The organism is Bacillus sp. S10(2024), from assembly GCF_050473865.1.
Classification (GTDB): domain Bacteria; phylum Bacillota; class Bacilli; order Bacillales; family Bacillaceae_G; genus Bacillus_A.
Genome location: NZ_JBFLUR010000002.1, coordinates 3,477,355 through 3,496,760, shown reverse-complemented (window position 1 = coordinate 3,496,760; position 19,406 = coordinate 3,477,355). Strand labels below are relative to the sequence as shown.

Genomic DNA, 19,406 nt, shown 5'->3' with positions numbered 1-19,406 from the left:
AGCATGTATTTCTTACCGATGGTTAGCTAAACACCTTGCCCCTTGATAACGGGGGAACTTCCATCCTTCTCTTTTCTGAATATGAAGGTGAGAGACTTACAGGGATAAGGGATAGGGTGTACTGCTTCGCTTTGGCTTGTCCAAAGCATTTTTCTGTTTTCTTTTTCCGAAATGTTTGCATAAAATATAGTAGCTTGCTCTTTATGTTGAGAGGAGTTTTGAAAAATGATAGGTTTACTAGAGCAATTTTACGAAAATAAAGAAATACGATCAATTATAGATGGGTTAGAAGAAGGTTTAAAAGAGCAGCTTATCTCAGGTATGGCAACCTCTTCGCGTTCATTATTAATGGCTAGTTTATATAAAAACACAAAGCAGTCACAGCTTGTTATAACGCATAATTTATATCAGGCGCAAAAAGTGTATGAAGATTTAGTTTCATTAATTGGAGAGCAGAATGTTTGGTTATATCCTGTAAATGAGTCTATTGCATCAGAAATCGGTGTTGCGAGTCCAGAATTGAAGGCCCAGCGCATTGAAGTGTTGAACCGCTTAGCGGCTGGAGAAAGTGGAATTATTGTGGCACCTGTTGCTGGTTTGCGACGTTTTCTACCGACAAAAGAGATGTGGGAGAAACAGCAAATTGAATTAACAATGGGACAAGAAATTGATCTTGATGAATTGCTTCGCGTGTTAACATCTGTGGGCTATGAACGTAAATCTATGGTAGAGGCACCGGGTGAATTTAGTGTTCGCGGTGGGATATTAGATATCTATCCATTAACAGAAGAATTGCCAGTTCGTATTGAATTTTTTGATACTGAAGTAGATTCCATCCGTTCCTTTACTGTAGAAGAACAACGCTCGCAAGAGAAGATGGATAGCATATCATTTGGCCCAGCTACTGAATTTGTATTTTCTAAAGAAGAAGTAGCATTTGGAATTCAGAAGCTAGAATCAAGTTTAGTTCATACATTAAAAAAAGTATCTGATGAGAAACTAAAAACAACAATATTAGAAACTGTTACGTATGAATTAGAGTTATTGAAAAATGGACAGACAATTGAACAGATGTTCAAATATTTATCTTTATTTTATAAGGAACCTGCTAGTCTAATAGAATATTTACCGGAAAACGGTGTGGTTATTCTAGACGAGGTCTCTCGAATCCAAGAAACAGCAGATCATTTAGAAACAGAAGAAGCAGAATGGTATATATCGCTTCTTGGAGAAGGAGCGATTGTTCAAGATTTAACTTTTTCTCATAGTTTTTCCCAATTTTTGAACCATAAAAAACGAAATTTCTTATACTTAACTTTATTCTTACGTCATATTCCATATACAAATCCGCAAAATATTGTGAATTTGACATGTAAAACAATGCAAGACTTTCACGGTCAAATGAATTTATTAAAAACAGAAATTGATAGATGGACGAAAAGTAGGTTTACAACAGTTGTATTAGGTGCAAATGAAGAAAGAACGAAGAAGTTGCAGAATATTTTAAATGATTATGATATTGAAGCAGATATTATTGAAGGAACGGATGTATTGCTCCCAGGTCGTATTCAAATTGCGGTGGGTGATTTACATGCAGGTTTTGAAATGCCAATGCAAAAGCTGGCGATTATTACCGAAAAAGAATTGTTTAATAAAAAGGTAAAAAAATCACAGCGTAAGCAAAAACTTTCGAATGCGGAGAGAATTAAAAGCTACTCTGAATTAAAAGTTGGTGATTACGTTGTTCACGTAAATCACGGTATCGGTAAATTTTTAGGAATTGAAACATTAGAAATTAATGGTGTTCATAAAGATTATTTGCATATCAAGTATCAAGGAAATGACAAGCTATACGTTCCGATTGAACAAATTGATCAAGTACAAAAGTATGTGGGATCCGAGGGGAAAGACCCAAAGATTTATAAATTAGGTGGAAATGATTGGAAGAAAGTTAAGGCAAAGGTAGAAAAATCCGTTCAAGATATTGCAGATGATTTAATTAAGCTGTATGCAGAGCGCGAAGCATCAAAAGGTTATGCTTTTACTCCGGATACATCTGAGCAACAGGAGTTTGAATCATCATTTCCTTATCAAGAAACAGAAGATCAGTTACGCTCAATTGAAGAAATCAAGAAGGATATGGAGCGCGGTCGTCCGATGGATCGTCTGCTTTGCGGCGATGTTGGATATGGAAAAACTGAAGTTGCGATCCGGGCTGCTTTTAAAGCGATTATGGATGAAAAGCAAGTTGCAATTTTAGTGCCGACAACGATTTTAGCACAGCAGCATTATGAAACAATTCGAGAGCGATTCCAAGATTATCCGGTTAATATCGGGTTATTAAGTCGCTTCCGTACAAGAAAACAGCAAAATGAAACGATTAAAGGATTAAAAGATGGTACTGTTGATGTTGTTATCGGTACACACCGTCTTCTGTCAAAGGATGTCATATATAAAGATTTAGGATTACTTATTATTGATGAGGAGCAGCGGTTTGGTGTAACGCATAAAGAAAAAATTAAGCAATTAAAAGCTAATATCGATGTACTAACATTAACAGCAACGCCAATTCCGCGTACGCTTCATATGTCTATGTTGGGTGTTCGCGATTTATCTGTTATTGAAACACCGCCAGAAAATCGGTTCCCGGTGCAAACGTACGTTGTGGAATATAATCCAGCGTTAATAAGAGAAGCGATTGAACGTGAACTGGCACGAGGAGGGCAAATATATTTCTTATATAATCGTGTTGAAGATATTGAGCGAAAAGTAGACGAAATTTCAATGCTCGTTCCTGATGCGCGTGTAACTTTTGCGCATGGAAAGATGAATGAAGGTGAATTAGAATCGGTTATGCTCTCCTTCTTAGAGGGGCAGCACGATGTACTCGTAAGTACAACAATTATTGAAACAGGTGTTGATATTCCGAATGTAAATACATTAATTGTGTTCGATGCAGATCGTATGGGATTATCGCAGTTGTATCAGTTGCGTGGTCGGGTAGGACGTTCTAATCGTGTTGCCTATGCGTATTTCACATATAAGCGGGATAAAGTGTTATCTGAGGTTGCAGAAAAGCGTCTGCAAGCCATTAAAGAATTTACAGAGCTAGGTTCTGGATTTAAAATTGCGATGCGTGATTTGTCTATCCGCGGAGCAGGTAATTTATTAGGTGCAGAGCAACATGGATTTATTGATTCCGTTGGTTTTGATTTATATTCACAAATGTTAAAAGATGCAATTGAACAGCGAAGAGGTACGGGGGCAGAAGAGCAAACGCTTGATGTCGAGATTGATCTAGAAGTAGATGCATATTTACCAGATGCATATATTTCCGATAGCAAACAAAAAATCATGATGTATAAGCAGTTTAGGGGCGTTTCTACTATTGAGGATATTGAAGAGTTACAAGAAGAAATGATTGATCGCTTTGGTGACTATCCACAGGAAGTTGGATATTTACTACAAATTGCAAATATTAAAGTGTTAGCAACGCAAGAAGGAATCGAATTGATTAAGCAAACGAAACAAGAAGTGACACTGCTGTTTTCAGAAAAGACTAGTCAAAATATCGATGGTGGAAAATTATTTATGCTTGGAAGTAGTTTAGGGCGAATGATTGGTCTTGGTATGGAAGGTTCACGCTTGAAAATTGTGATGAATGTGCGTGAACTAGAAGTAGCAAAGTGGCTTACAATCGCTGAAAATTTATTAAAAGGTTTAAAAGATGTGAAAAAAGAAGAGATAAATGCCTAAATGAGAATAAAAAATACCATTCGACGTGTATAGAAGAACTAATGTGTAAAATACTATGTTTAATAGTTGGTGATTTTTACATGAACAGGTAAAAGCACCACTTTTATCATCAGTAGAAAGTGAGGCAGCATTAGAATGAAAGCAACTGGAATTGTACGTCGAATTGATGATTTAGGAAGGGTTGTTATTCCGAAAGAAATTCGCAGGACTCTCCGTATTCGGGAAGGTGACCCATTGGAAATTTTTGTTGATCGCGATGGAGAAGTTATTTTAAAGAAATATTCTCCAATTAGCGAATTGGGTGATTTTGCTAAAGAATATGCAGATGCTTTATATGATAGTTTAGGGCATAACGTACTTGTTTGTGACCGTGATTCCATTATTGCTGTCGCTGGCGTTTCCAAAAAAGAATACTTAAATAAAAGCGTTGGAGATTTAGTTGAGAAAGCGATGGAAGAGCGCAAATCGGTTATCATGACAGACGAAAGTGAAATTTCTATTATGGATGGAGTGGCCGAAAAGGTACAATCTTATACAATCGGTCCGATTATCGCAAATGGTGATCCGATTGGAGCTGTTATTATTTTTTCAAAAGAAGCAATCATTAGTGATGTAGAACATAAAGCTGTGGATACAGCAGCAAGCTTCCTAGCAAAACAAATGGAACAATAAAGCGAAACTTCCATCAGTGAGTGTTTTCCTCGCAGATGGAAAGCTCTCACCAATGGGTTTCTAACAAGCAGTTAAGTTTTATGATACACCGTAATGTACTGTGGGAGTATAAAGGTAGCATTTTGCTACCTTTTTTTATATGATCACATTGAAAGCAGAAAGCTGTTTTTTTCTTTGTGATATAATACGTAGGATGAGTATAGAAAAAAGGGAGATTGCATGGTTATGGAGACGAAGAAGTACCACGCTTTTTGGCGCGGAGCGATTATATTAACAATTGCGAGCTTTGTTACAAAAGTATTAAGCGCCTTTTACCGTATTCCATATCAAAATATAGCTGGTGATATTGGTTTTTATATTTATCAGCAAATTTACCCGTTTTACGGGTTTTGTTTAATTTTAGCGACATATGGTTTTCCAGTCATTATTTCAAAAATGATTGCAGAACGTTTAGAACGAGGAGAACGGAAAGAAGCAGAATCCATTATATGTATTTCTTTTTGGTTTTTATTGGCTATTGGGATCATAGGATGTAGTGTATTATTTTTCGGTGCACATACAATTGCATCTTTAATGGGAGATGCAAATTTACAAAAACTAATTTGCGTTATTGCATTTTCCTTTTTATTAATGCCATTTCTCGCGGTAGCGCGAGGTTATTTCCAAGGAGTTGGAAATATGGTGCCAACAGCTGTATCGCAGGTAATAGAACAAACGATTCGCGTATCCATTATCGTATTTTTATCATTATTTCTTATAAAAAAGGGGTTTGATTTATATACGGTGGGAGCAGGTGCTATGTTTGGCTCTATAGCAGGTAGTTTTATTGGTGTGATTGTATTGCTATTTTATTTGCGAAAGGAATTTTGTTCTATTTTTCTGCAGAGTTTTAAGGGGATTTCCAATAAAAAGACCATTATTCGTACATTGTTTTGGCAAGGAATTGCGATTTGTATTAGTAACTTAGTGTTAATTTTTATACAAATGGCAGATTCTATTTCACTTTACAGCTTACTTGTTCAGAATGGGGAACCAGTAGAAATAGCAAAGATGTTAAAAGGTGTATATGATCGCAGCATTCCTCTTATGCAGCTTGGGACGGTCGTGACAACATCATTTTCACTTTCTTTAACCCCAATGATTTCGGCTGCAAAAGAGAGAGGAGATCAAGAGTTCATTCGCGAAAAAGTACAGCTAGCAATTAAAATTACGTTTGTAATTGGGCTTGCTGCATCATTAGGACTCGCGAGTATCATTCGTCCAACAAATGTTATGCTATTTGCAAATGGCGACGGCTCTGCCATGCTAGGGATTTTATCTATTTCTATTCTGTTTAGTTCATTAGCAATTACAAATGCATCTATTTTGCAAGGATTGGGAGAAACTGTAAAACCAGCCTTGTTTGTTGTAGGTGGTGCATGTGTGAAATTATTACTCAATTATATATTCATGCCGCATTTTGGTGTAATCGGTGCAGCGATTGCAACTGTGATTGCGTTATTGTGTATTGCTATATTGAATAGTGTATTACTGATTAGCGTTGTTAATGAGCCACTTATACAGAAAAAACCTATTGTAGGTGTGACAATTGGAGCATTAAGTATGGTGTTAGTGCTTGCTGGATGTATGTATATGTTTGAGTGGTTTGGATTACAAGCTAACGAGGGACATAGAGGATTAGCAGCGATTCAAGCGTTACTATGTGTCGGTGTTGGTGGGTTACTATATGCATTTTTAATTCTGAAGCTGAAAGTATTTACAACGCAGGAACTTGGGACGGTTATGAAACAAGAAAAAGTACAAACTTCTTTGAAGAAGAGTGGATAGAGGTGGACTTTATGACAAGAACAATTACGATTTTAGGGTTAGGAGCTGGTGATTTAGACCAGCTTACAATGGGCGTATATCGAAAAGTTAAAGAAGCAGCGCACATGTATATTCGAACGAAAGAACATCCAGTTATAGAGGAGCTTGAGAAAGAAGGTGTATTGTACACATCTTTTGATGCTGTATATGAAGCGTATGATACATTTGAAGAAGTGTATGAAACAATTTCTAACACATTGATTCAAAAAGCCAAGGAAGCTGATATTTTATATGCGGTTCCAGGTCATCCGCTTGTGGCAGAGCGTACTGTACAACTTTTACTACAAAAAGGAGAAAAAGAGAACGTTGATGTGCGCATCGAGGGTGGACAAAGCTTTTTAGACCCAATGTTTGCAAGTTTGAAAATTGATCCAATTGAAGGGTTTCAATTGATTGATGCGACATCATTTGAAAGAGGACAATTAGAGCTTCGTCAGCACTTAATTTTCTGCCAAGTGTATGATGCATTTATTGCATCTGAAGTCAAGCTAACATTAATGGAAATGCTCCCGGACGATTATGAAGTATATATTGTGACTGCAGCAGGAACGTCATTTGAACAAGTGAAGAAAGTGCCACTCTATTTATTGGATCATGAGGCAGAGCTTAATAATTTAACGAGTGTGTACGTACCACCGGTGTTAAATCGACAATCATTGTATCAAGAATTTGCTGTATTACGTGATATTATAGCGGAGTTACGCGGACCAAACGGATGCCCGTGGGATAAAAAGCAAACACACCAAACGTTAAAGAAATATTTAATTGAAGAAGCATATGAGGTATTAGAAGCTATCGATGAGGAAGATGATGATCATCTTGTTGAAGAGCTTGGCGATGTTCTATTGCAAGTTATGCTCCATGCACAAATTGGTGAAGATGAAGGTTGGTTCTCGATTGATGATGTCATTCGCACGTTGTCTGAAAAAATGGTACGTCGTCACCCTCATGTATTTGGAGAGGTTAGTGTAGAGACCGCTGATGATGTTGTGACGAATTGGGAAGAAATTAAGAAACAAGAAAAAGGAAATGTAAAAGAGTCTATCTTATCAAGTATCCCGAAAAGTTTACCTCAGTTAATGCGCGCTTATGAAATTCAAAAAGAAGCAGCAAAGGTTGGTTTTGACTGGGATAATGTTAAGCCGATGATGGAAAAAGTAGATGAAGAATGGGAAGAATTTCAACGTGAAGTGGCGGTTATGGATGAAGAAAAGATGTTATCGGAATTTGGGGATTTAATATTTGCATTTGTGAATATTGCTCGCTATTATAAAATCAATCCGGAAGAAGCACTTCATAAAACAAACGAAAAATTTATAAGCCGTTTTTTATATATGGAAGCAAAGGTTGCGAGTATGGAGAAGGAAATGAAAGATTTTTCTTTAAAAGAGCTCGATGCATTATGGGAAGAAGCAAAGCAAATAGAGAATGAATAAGGGGGAGTTGTTGTGCGTTTAGATAAATTTTTAAAAGTGTCTCGTCTTATCAAAAGAAGAACATTAGCAAAAGAAGTTGCAGATCAAGGACGAATTATGATTAACGGTCAAGCAGCGAAGGCGAGCTCAGCTGTAAAGGTAGAAGATGAATTAACAATTCGTTTCGGTCAAAAAGTTGTTACGGTAAAAATTAATGAATTAAAAGAAACGACAAAAAAAGAAGATGCTGCAAACTTATACACTGTTGTTCGTGAAGAGAAAGTTGAAGTAAAAGCAGAAGATAGCTTGTTCTAAATAATTTTGTCCTTTCATACATTGATACTAGTATAAAGTTATGGGGGGATGGACGTGAACAAAGGCTATTCAATGTCGTCTTCTAATCAACAAAATGTTACTGTAGAACATGACATTGTAATGAGAGGAAGACGCGTTCTTGATATTACAGGAGTCAAGCAGGTAGAGAGTTTTGATAGTGAAGAATTTTTGTTAGAAACCGTCATGGGCTTTTTAACGATACGTGGTCAAAATCTACAAATGAAAAACCTTGATGTTGAAAAAGGGCTTGTATCCATTAAAGGGAAAATATATGAGATGGCTTATATTGATGAGCATCAAGGGGAGAAAGCTAAAGGGTTCTTTAGCAAATTGTTTAAATGAGCTTAACGGTTCAATTATATACAATGCTTTCAATGATTGGGATGGGCGTTTCACTTGGAGCGGCTTTAGATACATATCATCGCTTTTTGAAACGCGGAGAGCGAAAGCGTTGGCTCGTATTTATTTATGATATTTTATTTTGGATTGTCCAAGCCCTTGTTGTGTTTTATATATTGTTGCTTGTAAATGAAGCAGAGTTACGTATGTATGTATTTTTAGCATTACTGTGTGGTTTTGCCGCATATCAAAGTTTGTTAAAGTCATTGTACATGAAAGTATTAAATTTTTTGATTTACATTTTTGTTCAAACATTTTATTTTTTTGTTCGTGTTGTTCAATTATTTATTGTTAAGCCAATTACGATTTTGATTCACCTAATTATAGCATTTGCGCTATTTTTATTTCGTCTTGTAGTTGGAGTTGGAACCGGGTTGTGGAAAGTTATTGTAGCGATATTGCAGTTAGTGTGGAAAATTATTTTCATTCCTGTTCGATTTGTTTGCTTTGTTATATGGAAACTTCTCCCTAGCCGTGTTAAAATTTTTATAAAGAGACAAGCAGGACTTTTAAAATATTTCAAGAAAATGAAGAAGCATATATTCCTAATTTGGGAACTTATAAAAAAGAAGTTAGGGGGACCTCGAAAATGAGGGAACTAAAACAAAGGTATGTATTGGAACAGAATCAAAATTCTGTTAAAGAACATATAATACAATCGAATGAAGGTAGAAGGCGCGTTTATCGTCGATTAGCTGTATTTTTGGCATTTGCTTTTGTAGTTATTGTAAGTATCAGTGTGACGTTTTATCAACAAAATAGTGAGATTAACGCTAAAGAAGCAAAAGTAAAAGAGTTGGAAAAAGAAACAAATGTGGTAACTATAAAAGAAAAACAGCTGAAAGATGAAATTCAAAAATTACATGATGATGATTATGTTTTAGAGATTGCTAGAAGAGATTATTACTTTTCAAAGCCTGGGGAGATAATTTTTCCCATTTCTAAGTAATAGGTGTTGTATTGACACTATATTTTAAGATTATATATAATGAAGTAAAATTTGACTTTTTAACCACTAAGGAGGAGCGTTTTTTTTATGTCAATCGAGGTAGGCAGCAAGTTACAGGGTAAAGTAACAGGTATTACGAATTTTGGGGCTTTTGTAGAGCTGCCAGAAGGATTAACTGGTCTTGTTCATATTAGTGAAGTTGCTGATAATTATGTAAAAGATATTAATGATCACTTAAAAGTGGGTGATCAAGTAGAAGTAAAAGTTATTAACGTTGAGAAAGACGGTAAAATTGGTTTATCTATTAAAAAAGCGAAAGAGCGTGAAAAAACAGAAGGGGAACAACGCGATAATCAACGCGCTGGACGTCCTGCGCGTAATCGCTCTTTTAGCAGAGACAATCGTGGTGGCGGTGACAACCGTAACCAAAAAGAAACATTTGAGCAAAAGATGGCTCGCTTTTTGAAAGACAGTGAAGATCGTTTAACTTCTTTAAAGCGTAATACGGAGTCAAAACGTGGCGGCCGTGGCGCTCGTCGCGGATAAAACTTGCTGTTTATTTTAAAATAAAGAGAAGCACCCAGAGTGTTCACTCAGGGTGCTTTTTTTATGGTGAAAACAGCATATAGAAAAAATAATAAAAAATACTTAAAAACGTGTTGACTTTGAATGCTATTTAAGATAATATACTAATTGTCCGTTAAATACGACATGGCGGTGTAGCTCAGCTGGCTAGAGCGTACGGTTCATACCCGTGAGGTCGGGGGTTCGATCCCCTCCGCCGCTATATATTTTAACGGCCCGTTGGTCAAGTGGTTAAGACACCGCCCTTTCACGGCGGTAACACGGGTTCGAATCCCGTACGGGTCATCGCTGAAAAGATCATGCAAATTATGCATGATCTTTTTTTGTTTTGTTATTGTGTATGGTTATTCTATACTGTACAACTTTGAGTTTGAGATAATTGTTGGCAAATTCTAATCGGTGATAAAAATGATGGGAACTTTGCTTTATATTAAGGAATTGTAAAGTTATGCGCTTCTTCTACAAAAACAACTATTATTTTTTGAAAATTCAATAATCTATTTAAAAATTTACGTTTAACTCTGTATATATATGGTGCTATTTTGTATAAAAGGTCGAACAATTATTATGTTGTAAACTGTTATTTTGACAAAAACTCCGCAACATACATTTTATAATTACAAGTAATAAAATATGCAGGTGGTGTTCAAAATATGCCAAGAGCAGGAAGGAATACTGTCAATCCAAATTCTAGTGCGCTTGCTATAGGCCATGGGCAAATGACAGCTGAAAAGTGGACAAGCAAATTAAGGATGAAATTGGAACAAATTTTCTTTCGTTGGGGATTTGTGGTTGCGTTGGTTGGTTTTCTTTTGGGACGAGCATATATTTTAACGAACATTTTGCCGTTTGCTTTGCCGTTTTTTGCTGCTGTATATGTGATGAAACGTGATAAAATGGCTCTTGCATTCCTCGCTGTAATGGCAGGTGCATTTTCGGTTTCATTAGAGAATCTATTCTTTGCCTTTGCATCTATATTTACATTCTTCATCTATAATATCTTCTTTGGTCGTTTTACAAGTAAGACGATTGGACTTGTACCATTTCAAGTATTTATTTCTGCATTAACCGCTCATCTTATCGTTGTTTATTTCGCGCAAGGAACAATTGGTATGTATGATTTGCTTGTTAGTACAATTGAAGCAGGATTAAGCTTCGTGTTAACAATGATTTTCTTGCAAAGTGTTCCCCTTTTAATAGAACGAAAAGGAAAACAACAATCATTAGAAACGGAAGAAATTGTTTGCCTAATTATATTGCTAGCATCTGTATTAACAGGTACAACAGATTGGTTTGTTTATGATTTATCAGTTCAGCATATTTTCACGAGATATTTAGTACTAGTGTTTGCGTTTGTGGCAGGGGCAGCAACAGGTTCTACTGTAGGTGTTGTAACAGGTTTGATTTTAAGTTTAGCGAATGTAGCGAGTTTATATCAATTAAGTTTACTGGCGTTCTCTGGATTGTTAGGCGGCTTACTGAAAGAGGGAAAGCGAATAGGGGTAAGTTTAGGTTTATTAATTGGAACAAGTTTAATTACGTTATACGTAGATAAACAAACAAGTATTGTAATGACATTATTAGAGTCAGGTGTAGCGATTGTATTGTTTTTATTAACGCCTAAGATCATCGTTGAACGCCTTTCCAAGTATATGCCGGGGACACAAGAGCATGCGAATGACCAACAACAATATTTAAGAAGAATGCGTGATGTTACGGCAAATAAAATTAATCAGTTTGCAAATGTGTTTGAAGCATTGTCTAATAGCTTTTCTATATATGGGTATGTAGAAGATGAGGATAAGGACACGGAGACGGATTTATTTTTAAGCACAATTACCGCCAAGACGTGTCAGACGTGCTTTAAGAAGGATCAGTGTTGGGTTGTGAATTTTGATAAAACGTATGATTATATGAAGGAACTTATGAATGAAACGGAGGAAGGTACATTACAAAATAATCGTAAATTGCTCCGTGATTTTGAAAAATATTGTGTGAGAGGAACGAAAGTAACAGGTTTAATTGATGATGAATTAGAGCATTTTTATGAAGGGCAAAAGTTAAGGAAGCAAATGCGTGATAATCGTAGAATTGTTGCTGAGCAACTTATGGGTGTTTCGAAAGTAATGGCGGATTTCTCAAAAGAGATTCAAAAGGAAAGAGAGAATCATCAGGTGCAAGAGGAACAAATTTTACAAGCATTTCGTGATTTTGGTGTAGAGGTTGAACATGTTGATATTTATTGTTTGGATCGGGGGAACATTGATATTGAAATGATGATTCCTGCTTCGTGTAATAAACATGGGGAATGTGAAAAGCTTGTTGCTCCGATGTTGTCTGATATTTTACATGAAACAGTTGTCGTGAAACATGAAGACCAATCAGCGTATCCGAATGGTTACAGTACAGTGTCTTTTGGGTCGGCTAAAACGTTTTCTGTTGATACAGGTCTTGCTACTGCGGCTAAAGGAGGGGGATTTGTATCTGGTGATTCCTATGCCATGATGGAGTTAAGTGTGGGGAAATATGCGTTGGCTATTAGTGATGGGATGGGAAATGGAAGACGGGCTCACATGGAAAGTAAAGAGACAGTGAAGTTGTTGCAAAAAATATTGCAATCAGGTATTGATGAGGAAATTGCAATAAAATCGATCAATTCCATTCTCTCGCTGCGAACAACTGAAGAAATGTTTACAACATTAGATTTGGCGATGATTGATTTACGTGATGCAAACGCTAAGTTTTTAAAGATTGGTTCTACGCCAAGTTTTGTAAAGCGTGGCAATCAAGTATTTAAAATAGAGGCGAGTAATTTACCGATGGGGATTATTGAAGACTTTGAAGTAGATGTTGTAGGTGAACAATTAAAATCTGGTGACATTTTAATCATGATGAGCGATGGGATTTTTGAAGGTGCAAAACATGTAGAGAATCATGAAGTGTGGATGAAACGGAAGATTAAAGAATTAGAAACGGAAGATCCACAAGAGATTGCTGATATTATTATGGAAGATGTTATTCGTACTGATAATGGATATATTAATGATGACATGACAATTGTGGTGGCAAAAGTAAAAAAGAATATGCCGAAATGGGCTACAATTCCTATTGTTAGTAAACAAGCTCAATAAAGTGAAACTTCCACCAGTGGGGTACTCCTGCTGGTGGTTAGTTGAACTAATTAGGTTTTTGTGGGCTGCAGTCTCTCTTGATGACAATTGTGGATAGTTATTCTCTACGTTTCTCTTTTCGCTTCTCATAATTTAGAGAAGTGGAAATGTCCGTAGTTTAAAAGAGGAAAATGACAAGGCCTAGGAATATATCTGAGGCCTGTTTGCTATACATGGAATATTTAATTTTGTTTATTTCTGTATGCAAAGAAAAAATTCATATGTAAGATAAATTGTGAAATTTATACATCTTTGTTTTGCAGAAAGCTTGTAAAAGTTGTACCATTATATCAAGGTATGCTATCGTTTTAGCTCAATGAAAGGTGATTGCAGCATTGAAAGATGAATTTGTTAAAAAGGTAGATGCTTTTGTAGAAAGGCATAATTTATTAGAGGAACATTCTACGGTTGTTGTTGGTGTGTCAGGGGGACCTGATTCTTTAGCGCTTTTCTTCTATTTGTTAGAGAAGCGTGAGGAGAAGAAATTGCAAATTGTAGTTGCTCATGTTGACCATATGTTTCGCGGTGAGGAATCGCAGGAAGATTTGCGATATGTGAAACATTTGTGTGAAAATCTTAATGTTGTCTGTGAAGCAATACAAATTGATGTGAAGCAGTATCAAAAACAAAATCGAATGAGTGCACAAGTTGCGGCAAGAGAATGTCGATATGCATTTTTGGAAAGAATAATGAGAAAACATAATGCACAATATGTAGCTCTTGGTCATCATGGTGACGATCAAATTGAGACAGTTTTAATGCGTCTTGTGCGTGGTAGCACTTCGAAGGGTTATTCTGGGATTTCTGCGAAGCGGGCTTTCGATAAAGGCTCTTTGATTCGACCTTTGCTGGCAGTAACGAAAGAAGAAATTCTTGATTATTGTAAGAGAAAGGATGTTGACCCTCGTATTGACCCTAGTAATACAAAAGAAACGTATACAAGGAATCGACTACGAAAATATGTTCTTCCTCATTTAAAGCAGGAGAATCCAAATGTTCATGAACGTTTTCAAGCTTTTAGTAAGTTTATGCAAGAGGATGAAGCGTATTTGCAGGAATTAGCTTTTGAAAAAATGAATAAAGTAATTAAGAAAAAAGATACAAAAAGAGTTGTCGTATCAATTCCTGCATTTGAATCTATACCTATACCTTTACAAAGGAGAGGGATTCAACTAATATTAAACTATCTTTATGAATATAAAATTCCATCTTCGCTTTCTTCTGTACATATTGACAAGGTGATTGAGTTTTTCAAACGAACTCATCCTTCAGGTGTGCTTCACTTTCCGGGTGGATTAGAGGTTGTTCGTACATATGAAGAATGTATTTTCCGTTTTGTTGAAGAAAAGGTTGTTTTTTCTTCTCATGTTTTACAAGTGCCTGGAAAGGTAACATTAGTAAATGGTGATGAGTTTGTAGTAGAGATTAGCGATTGTGTACCTAGTATGGTGAATGAGATGATGTTTGTTGCAAAATATAATGAAATAACATCTCCACTTATCGTTCGTCCGCGGGAAGATGGCGATCGAATGTCAATTCAAGGTATGAATGGTACGAAGAAGATAAAGTCTATTTTTATTGAGGCAAAAGTACCGAAGGAGAAAAGAGCAGACTGGCCAATTGTTTGTGATGCGAATGGAAATGTTATTTGGGTTCCGTTGTTGAAACGATCTGCATTTGCTATTTCGCGAGAAACAGTAGATAAGGATACATATATTATTGTTCATTACAAAAGCAAGAAGTCTTCCAGGAGGATAATGAAATGATGAATCAAGATATCGAAAAAGTATTAATTTCTGAAGAGCAAATACAAGAAAAAGTAAGGGAATTAGGCGCAATTCTTGCAGAGGATTATAAAAATACGGTACCTCTTGCAATCGGTGTACTAAAAGGTGCAATGCCATTTATGGCAGACCTATTAAAGCGCACAGATGCATATCTTGAAATGGACTTTATGGCTGTATCTAGCTACGGTCATTCAACTGTTTCAACTGGTGAAGTGAAAATTTTAAAAGATCTAGATACTTCTTTAGAGGGGCGCGATATTTTAATCGTAGAAGATATTATCGACAGCGGCCTTACATTAAGCTACTTGGTAGACTTATTTAAATATCGTAAAGCAAAATCTGTGAAGATTGTAACGTTATTAGATAAGCCAACTGGCCGAAAAGTTGACCTTAAAGCGGATTATGTTGGGTTTACTGTTCCGCACGAATTTGTTGTGGGATACGGATTAGACTATAAGGAACAATATCGTAATCTTCCTTACGTTGGTGTATTGAAGCCGAGCGTATATTCCAATTAATAATATTAAGCATAAGCATTACAATTGGATAGGAAAGTTTTTCTATGTTACTATTTACTATTATAGTTTGTATGCTGTGAGAGGAGGTTAGGGATGAATCGGATCTTCCGTAATACCATCTTTTATTTACTTATATTTTTAGTGGTAATTGGTATCGTGAGCTATTTTAATGGTTCAACGCAAAAAACAACGCCAATTAGCTACAATAAATTCATTGCTAAACTTGAAAAGGGTGAGGTTCGTAATGTACAACTTCAACCGAAAAATGGTGTGTTTGAGGTAAAGGGACAACTGAGTACTGATAGTCAGGAAAAACAGTTTGTAACTTATGCACCTAACACTGAAGAATTACAAAAGAAAATTAATGACAAAGCACAAGGTACAGAAGTGAAATATCAACCAGCAGAAGAAACAAGTGCTTGGGTAACATTCTTCACTTCCATCATTCCTTTTGTAATTATCTTCATTTTATTCTTCTTCTTACTTAACCAAGCGCAAGGCGGCGGCAGCCGTGTTATGAACTTCGGTAAAAGTAAAGCGAAGTTATACAATGATGATAAGAAAAAGGTCCGTTTTAGAGATGTAGCTGGAGCGGATGAAGAAAAACAAGAACTGGTTGAGGTTGTAGAGTTCTTAAAAGACCCTCGTAAGTTTGCGGAGGTTGGTGCTCGTATTCCGAAGGGGGTTTTATTAGTTGGACCTCCAGGGACAGGTAAAACATTACTTGCACGTGCCGTTGCAGGTGAGGCAGGCGTTCCGTTCTTCTCTATTAGTGGTTCTGACTTTGTAGAGATGTTTGTCGGTGTCGGTGCTTCTCGTGTACGTGACTTATTCGAAAATGCAAAGAAAAACGCACCTTGTATCATTTTCATTGATGAAATTGATGCGGTAGGTCGTCAGCGTGGGGCAGGTCTTGGTGGTGGTCACGATGAGCGTGAGCAAACATTAAACCAATTGCTTGTAGAAATGGATGGTTTCGGAGCAAATGAAGGTATTATTATCATTGCTGCAACAAACCGACCTGATATTCTTGACCCAGCGTTATTACGTCCAGGGCGATTTGACCGTCAAATTACAGTGGATCGTCCAGATGTAAATGGTCGTGAGGCAGTGCTTAAAGTACATGCGCGCAATAAACCATTAGATGAAAATATTAATTTACGTGCTATTGCAACGCGTACACCAGGGTTCTCTGGTGCTGATCTTGAAAACTTATTAAATGAAGCAGCTCTTGTAGCAGCGAGACAGGATAAGAAGAAGATCGATATGAGCGATATTGATGAAGCAACGGATCGTGTTATTGCGGGTCCAGCTAAGAAAAGTCGTGTTATTTCTGAGAAAGAACGTAATATCGTTGCATTCCATGAGGCGGGACATACTGTAATTGGGGTAGTGCTTGATGAAGCGGATATCGTTCATAAAGTAACGATTGTACCGCGAGGTCAAGCTGGTGGATATGCAGTAATGCTTCCAAAAGAAGATCGTTACTTCATGACAAAGCCAGAATTGCTTGATAAAATTACGGGTTTACTTGGTGGACGAGTGGCTGAAGAAATTGTATTTGGAGAAGTAAGTACAGGAGCTCATAATGACTTCCAACGTGCGACTGGAATAGCTAGACGTATGGTAACTGAGTTTGGTATGAGTGATAAGCTTGGACCAATGCAATTCGGTAGCTCACAAGGAGGTCAAGTATTCTTAGGAAGAGACTTCCATTCTGAGCAAAACTATAGTGATGCAATTGCACATGAAATTGATATGGAAATGCAAAGCATTATGAAAGAATGTTATGCTCGTGCAAAACAACTTCTTACTGAAAACCGTGATAAACTTGATCTTATCGCAAAAACGTTACTTGAAGTGGAAACGTTAGATGCAGAGCAAATTAATCATTTATGTGAACACGGTACATTACCGGAGCGTAAAACATCTTCTGAAAGTGATGTAAAGGTAAATATCACAATGAAAAAAGAAGATGAAGCGTCAGAAGATAAAGAAGAACCAAAGGAGTGACAATTGTCGCTCCTTTTTTCTTTGCGATATAACAGGGCTTAAACATTGAAAAAAGAAAATGGATTTTTGTAAAATGATGAGGATAGGAAAGCTGAACATGTGTATAAATATGGTATGATGAGGTTATAAAGTGAAACTTCTAGCAGCGGGATAAACTCTGTACATATTGCACAAATATACATTAAATAAGATAAGTGGTGAGAATATGATTTTTGTATTGGATGTAGGGAATACAAATGCGGTACTTGGTGTGTTTGAAAATGGTAAACTTCTTCAGCATTGGCGTATGGAAACAGATCGTCATAAAACGGAAGATGAATATGGAATGCTCGTAAAACAATTACTTGAACACGAAGGAATTGCTTTTCATGATATAAAAGGAATTATTATTTCGTCAGTTGTACCGCCTATTATGTTTGCTTTAGAGCGTATGTGTGAGAAGTATTTTAAAATTAAACCTCTTGTAGTTGGACCTGGAATTAAGACGGGTTTAAATATTAAGTATGAAAATCCGCGTGAAGTGGGAGCCGATCGTATTGTAAATGCGGTAGCTGGTATTCAGTTATATGGAAGTCCTCTTATTATTGTCGACTTTGGGACGGCAACTACATATTGTTATATTAACGAGAATAAACATTACATGGGTGGGGTAATTACACCTGGGATTATGATTTCTGCAGAAGCATTATATAGTAGAGCAGCGAAATTACCGCGTATTGAAATTACAAGACCGAGTAGTATTATCGGAAAGAATACAGTAAGTGCAATGCAAGCTGGTATTTTATATGGTTATGTTGGACAAGTAGAAGGTATTGTAAAGCGAATGAAAGAAGAAGCTAAACAAGAGCCAACTGTTATTGCAACAGGTGGATTAGCAAAATTAATTGCAGAGGAATCGAATGTTATCGATATTGTCGATCCATTTTTGACGCTTAAAGGTTTATATATGTTATATGAGCGTAATGCCAATCTACAACACGAGAAAGGTGAATAAACGAAAATGAAAGATTATTTAGTAAAAGCGTTAGCGTTTAACGGAGAAGTTCGCGTTTATAGTGTACGTACAACAAATACGGTGAGCGAAGCACAAAGACGTCATGATACGTGGAGAACTGCTTCTGCAGCATTAGGGCGTTCTTTAACAGCGGGTACAATGATGGGGGCAATGCTTAAGGGGGATCAGAAACTTACGATTAAAGTAGAGGGTAATGGTCCCCTTGGTCCAATTTTAGTAGATGCACATGCGAATGGGGATGTACGTGGTTATGTAACGAACCCGCATGTTGATTTTGAAGCGACGGAACAAGGGAAACTGCGTGTATATCAAGCCGTAGGGACAGAAGGATTCTTAACAATTATTAAAGATATTGGTATGCGTGAGCCGTTTATTGGTCAAGTTCCACTTGTTTCAGGAGAGTTAGGAGAAGATTTTACGTATTATTTTGCCGTTTCTGAGCAAACACCTTCCTCTGTTGGTGTTGGAGTTCTTGTTAATGGCGATGATAGTATTTTAGCTGCGGGTGGGTTTATTTTACAAATCATGCCTGATGCACAAGAAGAGACAATTTCGGTTCTTGAAGATCGTTTGCAAAAAATCCCTCCTGTTTCTAAGCTTATTGAGCAAGGTCTAACTCCTGAAGAGTTGCTATATGAGTTGTTAGGAAAGGAAAATGTAAAAATTTTAGAGACAATGGATGTACAATTTAATTGTACATGTTCTCGTGAGCGTATTGAAGGCGTATTAATAAGCTTAGGGAAAACTGAATTAACGCAAGTGCGTGATGAAGAAGAAGAGACAGAAGTACATTGTCATTTTTGTAATGAACGATATAACTTTTCTAAAGAAGATATAACAAAATTAATAGAAACTTTGTAAGGAAGAAAAGGTTATTTGTCTATTTCGAATCATCTAAATAGATTGACAAATAACCTTCTTTTTG

The 19,406-nt window shown here is 36.5% G+C and carries 15 protein-coding genes and 2 tRNA genes; all 17 read left to right on the top strand.

Annotated elements, in window-relative coordinates:
- The first annotated feature begins 225 nt into the window (after positions 1–225).
- A complete protein-coding gene (gene mfd, locus AB1280_RS17830; RefSeq protein WP_429756572.1) occupies positions 226–3,756 on the top strand; it encodes a transcription-repair coupling factor in 3,531 nt (1,176 codons plus the stop codon).
- Between the two features lie 135 nt (positions 3,757–3,891).
- Complete coding sequence (gene spoVT / locus AB1280_RS17825) at positions 3,892–4,428, top strand: stage V sporulation protein T (RefSeq protein WP_272191290.1); 537 nt, start codon at positions 3,892–3,894, stop codon at positions 4,426–4,428.
- Between the two features lie 225 nt (positions 4,429–4,653).
- Entirely contained in the window at positions 4,654–6,255 is a 1,602-nt protein-coding gene (locus AB1280_RS17820) for a putative polysaccharide biosynthesis protein (RefSeq protein ID WP_429756571.1), read from the top strand.
- Positions 6,256–6,266: 11 nt separating this feature from the next.
- On the top strand, positions 6,267–7,730 hold the full coding sequence (gene mazG, locus AB1280_RS17815) for a nucleoside triphosphate pyrophosphohydrolase (RefSeq protein WP_272191292.1): 1,464 nt from the start codon (positions 6,267–6,269) through the stop codon (positions 7,728–7,730).
- A 12-nt stretch (positions 7,731–7,742) separates the two neighbouring features.
- Positions 7,743–8,024 (top strand): RNA-binding S4 domain-containing protein, encoded by a 282-nt coding sequence (locus AB1280_RS17810; RefSeq protein ID WP_429756570.1) that lies wholly within the window; start codon positions 7,743–7,745, stop codon positions 8,022–8,024.
- A 72-nt stretch (positions 8,025–8,096) separates the two neighbouring features.
- Entirely contained in the window at positions 8,097–8,387 is a 291-nt protein-coding gene (yabP, locus tag AB1280_RS17805) for a sporulation protein YabP (RefSeq protein WP_371261891.1), read from the top strand.
- Positions 8,384–9,037 carry a spore cortex biosynthesis protein YabQ gene (gene yabQ, locus AB1280_RS17800; RefSeq protein WP_272191293.1) on the top strand — a complete coding sequence of 218 codons (654 nt, stop codon included), beginning with the start codon at positions 8,384–8,386 and terminating at the stop codon, positions 9,035–9,037. The genes yabP and yabQ overlap by 4 nt, the downstream gene beginning before the upstream one ends.
- Complete coding sequence (locus tag AB1280_RS17795; protein WP_272191294.1) at positions 9,034–9,393, top strand: FtsB family cell division protein; 360 nt, start codon at positions 9,034–9,036, stop codon at positions 9,391–9,393. Before yabQ ends, AB1280_RS17795 begins: the two co-directional genes overlap by 4 nt.
- 87 nt (positions 9,394–9,480) lie before the next feature.
- Positions 9,481–9,939, top strand: coding sequence for a S1 domain-containing RNA-binding protein (locus tag AB1280_RS17790; RefSeq protein WP_272191295.1), 459 nt, complete (start codon positions 9,481–9,483; stop codon positions 9,937–9,939).
- 167 nt (positions 9,940–10,106) lie between these two features.
- Positions 10,107–10,180 (top strand) — tRNA-Met (locus AB1280_RS17785).
- Between the two features lie 11 nt (positions 10,181–10,191).
- Positions 10,192–10,263 (top strand) — tRNA-Glu (locus tag AB1280_RS17780).
- A gap of 368 nt (positions 10,264–10,631) precedes the next feature.
- Positions 10,632–13,109 carry a stage II sporulation protein E gene (spoIIE, locus tag AB1280_RS17775; RefSeq protein WP_272191296.1) on the top strand — a complete coding sequence of 826 codons (2,478 nt, stop codon included), beginning with the start codon at positions 10,632–10,634 and terminating at the stop codon, positions 13,107–13,109.
- 374 nt (positions 13,110–13,483) lie between these two features.
- Positions 13,484–14,914: a tRNA lysidine(34) synthetase TilS gene (gene tilS / locus AB1280_RS17770; RefSeq protein ID WP_429756569.1), complete on the top strand. Its 1,431-nt coding sequence runs from the start codon at positions 13,484–13,486 to the stop codon at positions 14,912–14,914.
- Positions 14,911–15,453 carry a hypoxanthine phosphoribosyltransferase gene (hpt, locus tag AB1280_RS17765; protein WP_272191298.1) on the top strand — a complete coding sequence of 181 codons (543 nt, stop codon included), beginning with the start codon at positions 14,911–14,913 and terminating at the stop codon, positions 15,451–15,453. The genes tilS and hpt overlap by 4 nt, the downstream gene beginning before the upstream one ends.
- A 93-nt stretch (positions 15,454–15,546) precedes the next feature.
- Positions 15,547–17,466 (top strand): ATP-dependent zinc metalloprotease FtsH, encoded by a 1,920-nt coding sequence (ftsH, locus tag AB1280_RS17760; protein WP_272191299.1) that lies wholly within the window; start codon positions 15,547–15,549, stop codon positions 17,464–17,466.
- A 205-nt stretch (positions 17,467–17,671) separates the two neighbouring features.
- Complete coding sequence (locus AB1280_RS17755) at positions 17,672–18,460, top strand: type III pantothenate kinase (protein ID WP_272191300.1); 789 nt, start codon at positions 17,672–17,674, stop codon at positions 18,458–18,460.
- A 6-nt stretch (positions 18,461–18,466) separates the two neighbouring features.
- Positions 18,467–19,342 (top strand): Hsp33 family molecular chaperone HslO, encoded by an 876-nt coding sequence (gene hslO / locus AB1280_RS17750; protein WP_272191301.1) that lies wholly within the window; start codon positions 18,467–18,469, stop codon positions 19,340–19,342.
- The last annotated feature ends 64 nt before the right edge of the window (positions 19,343–19,406 follow it).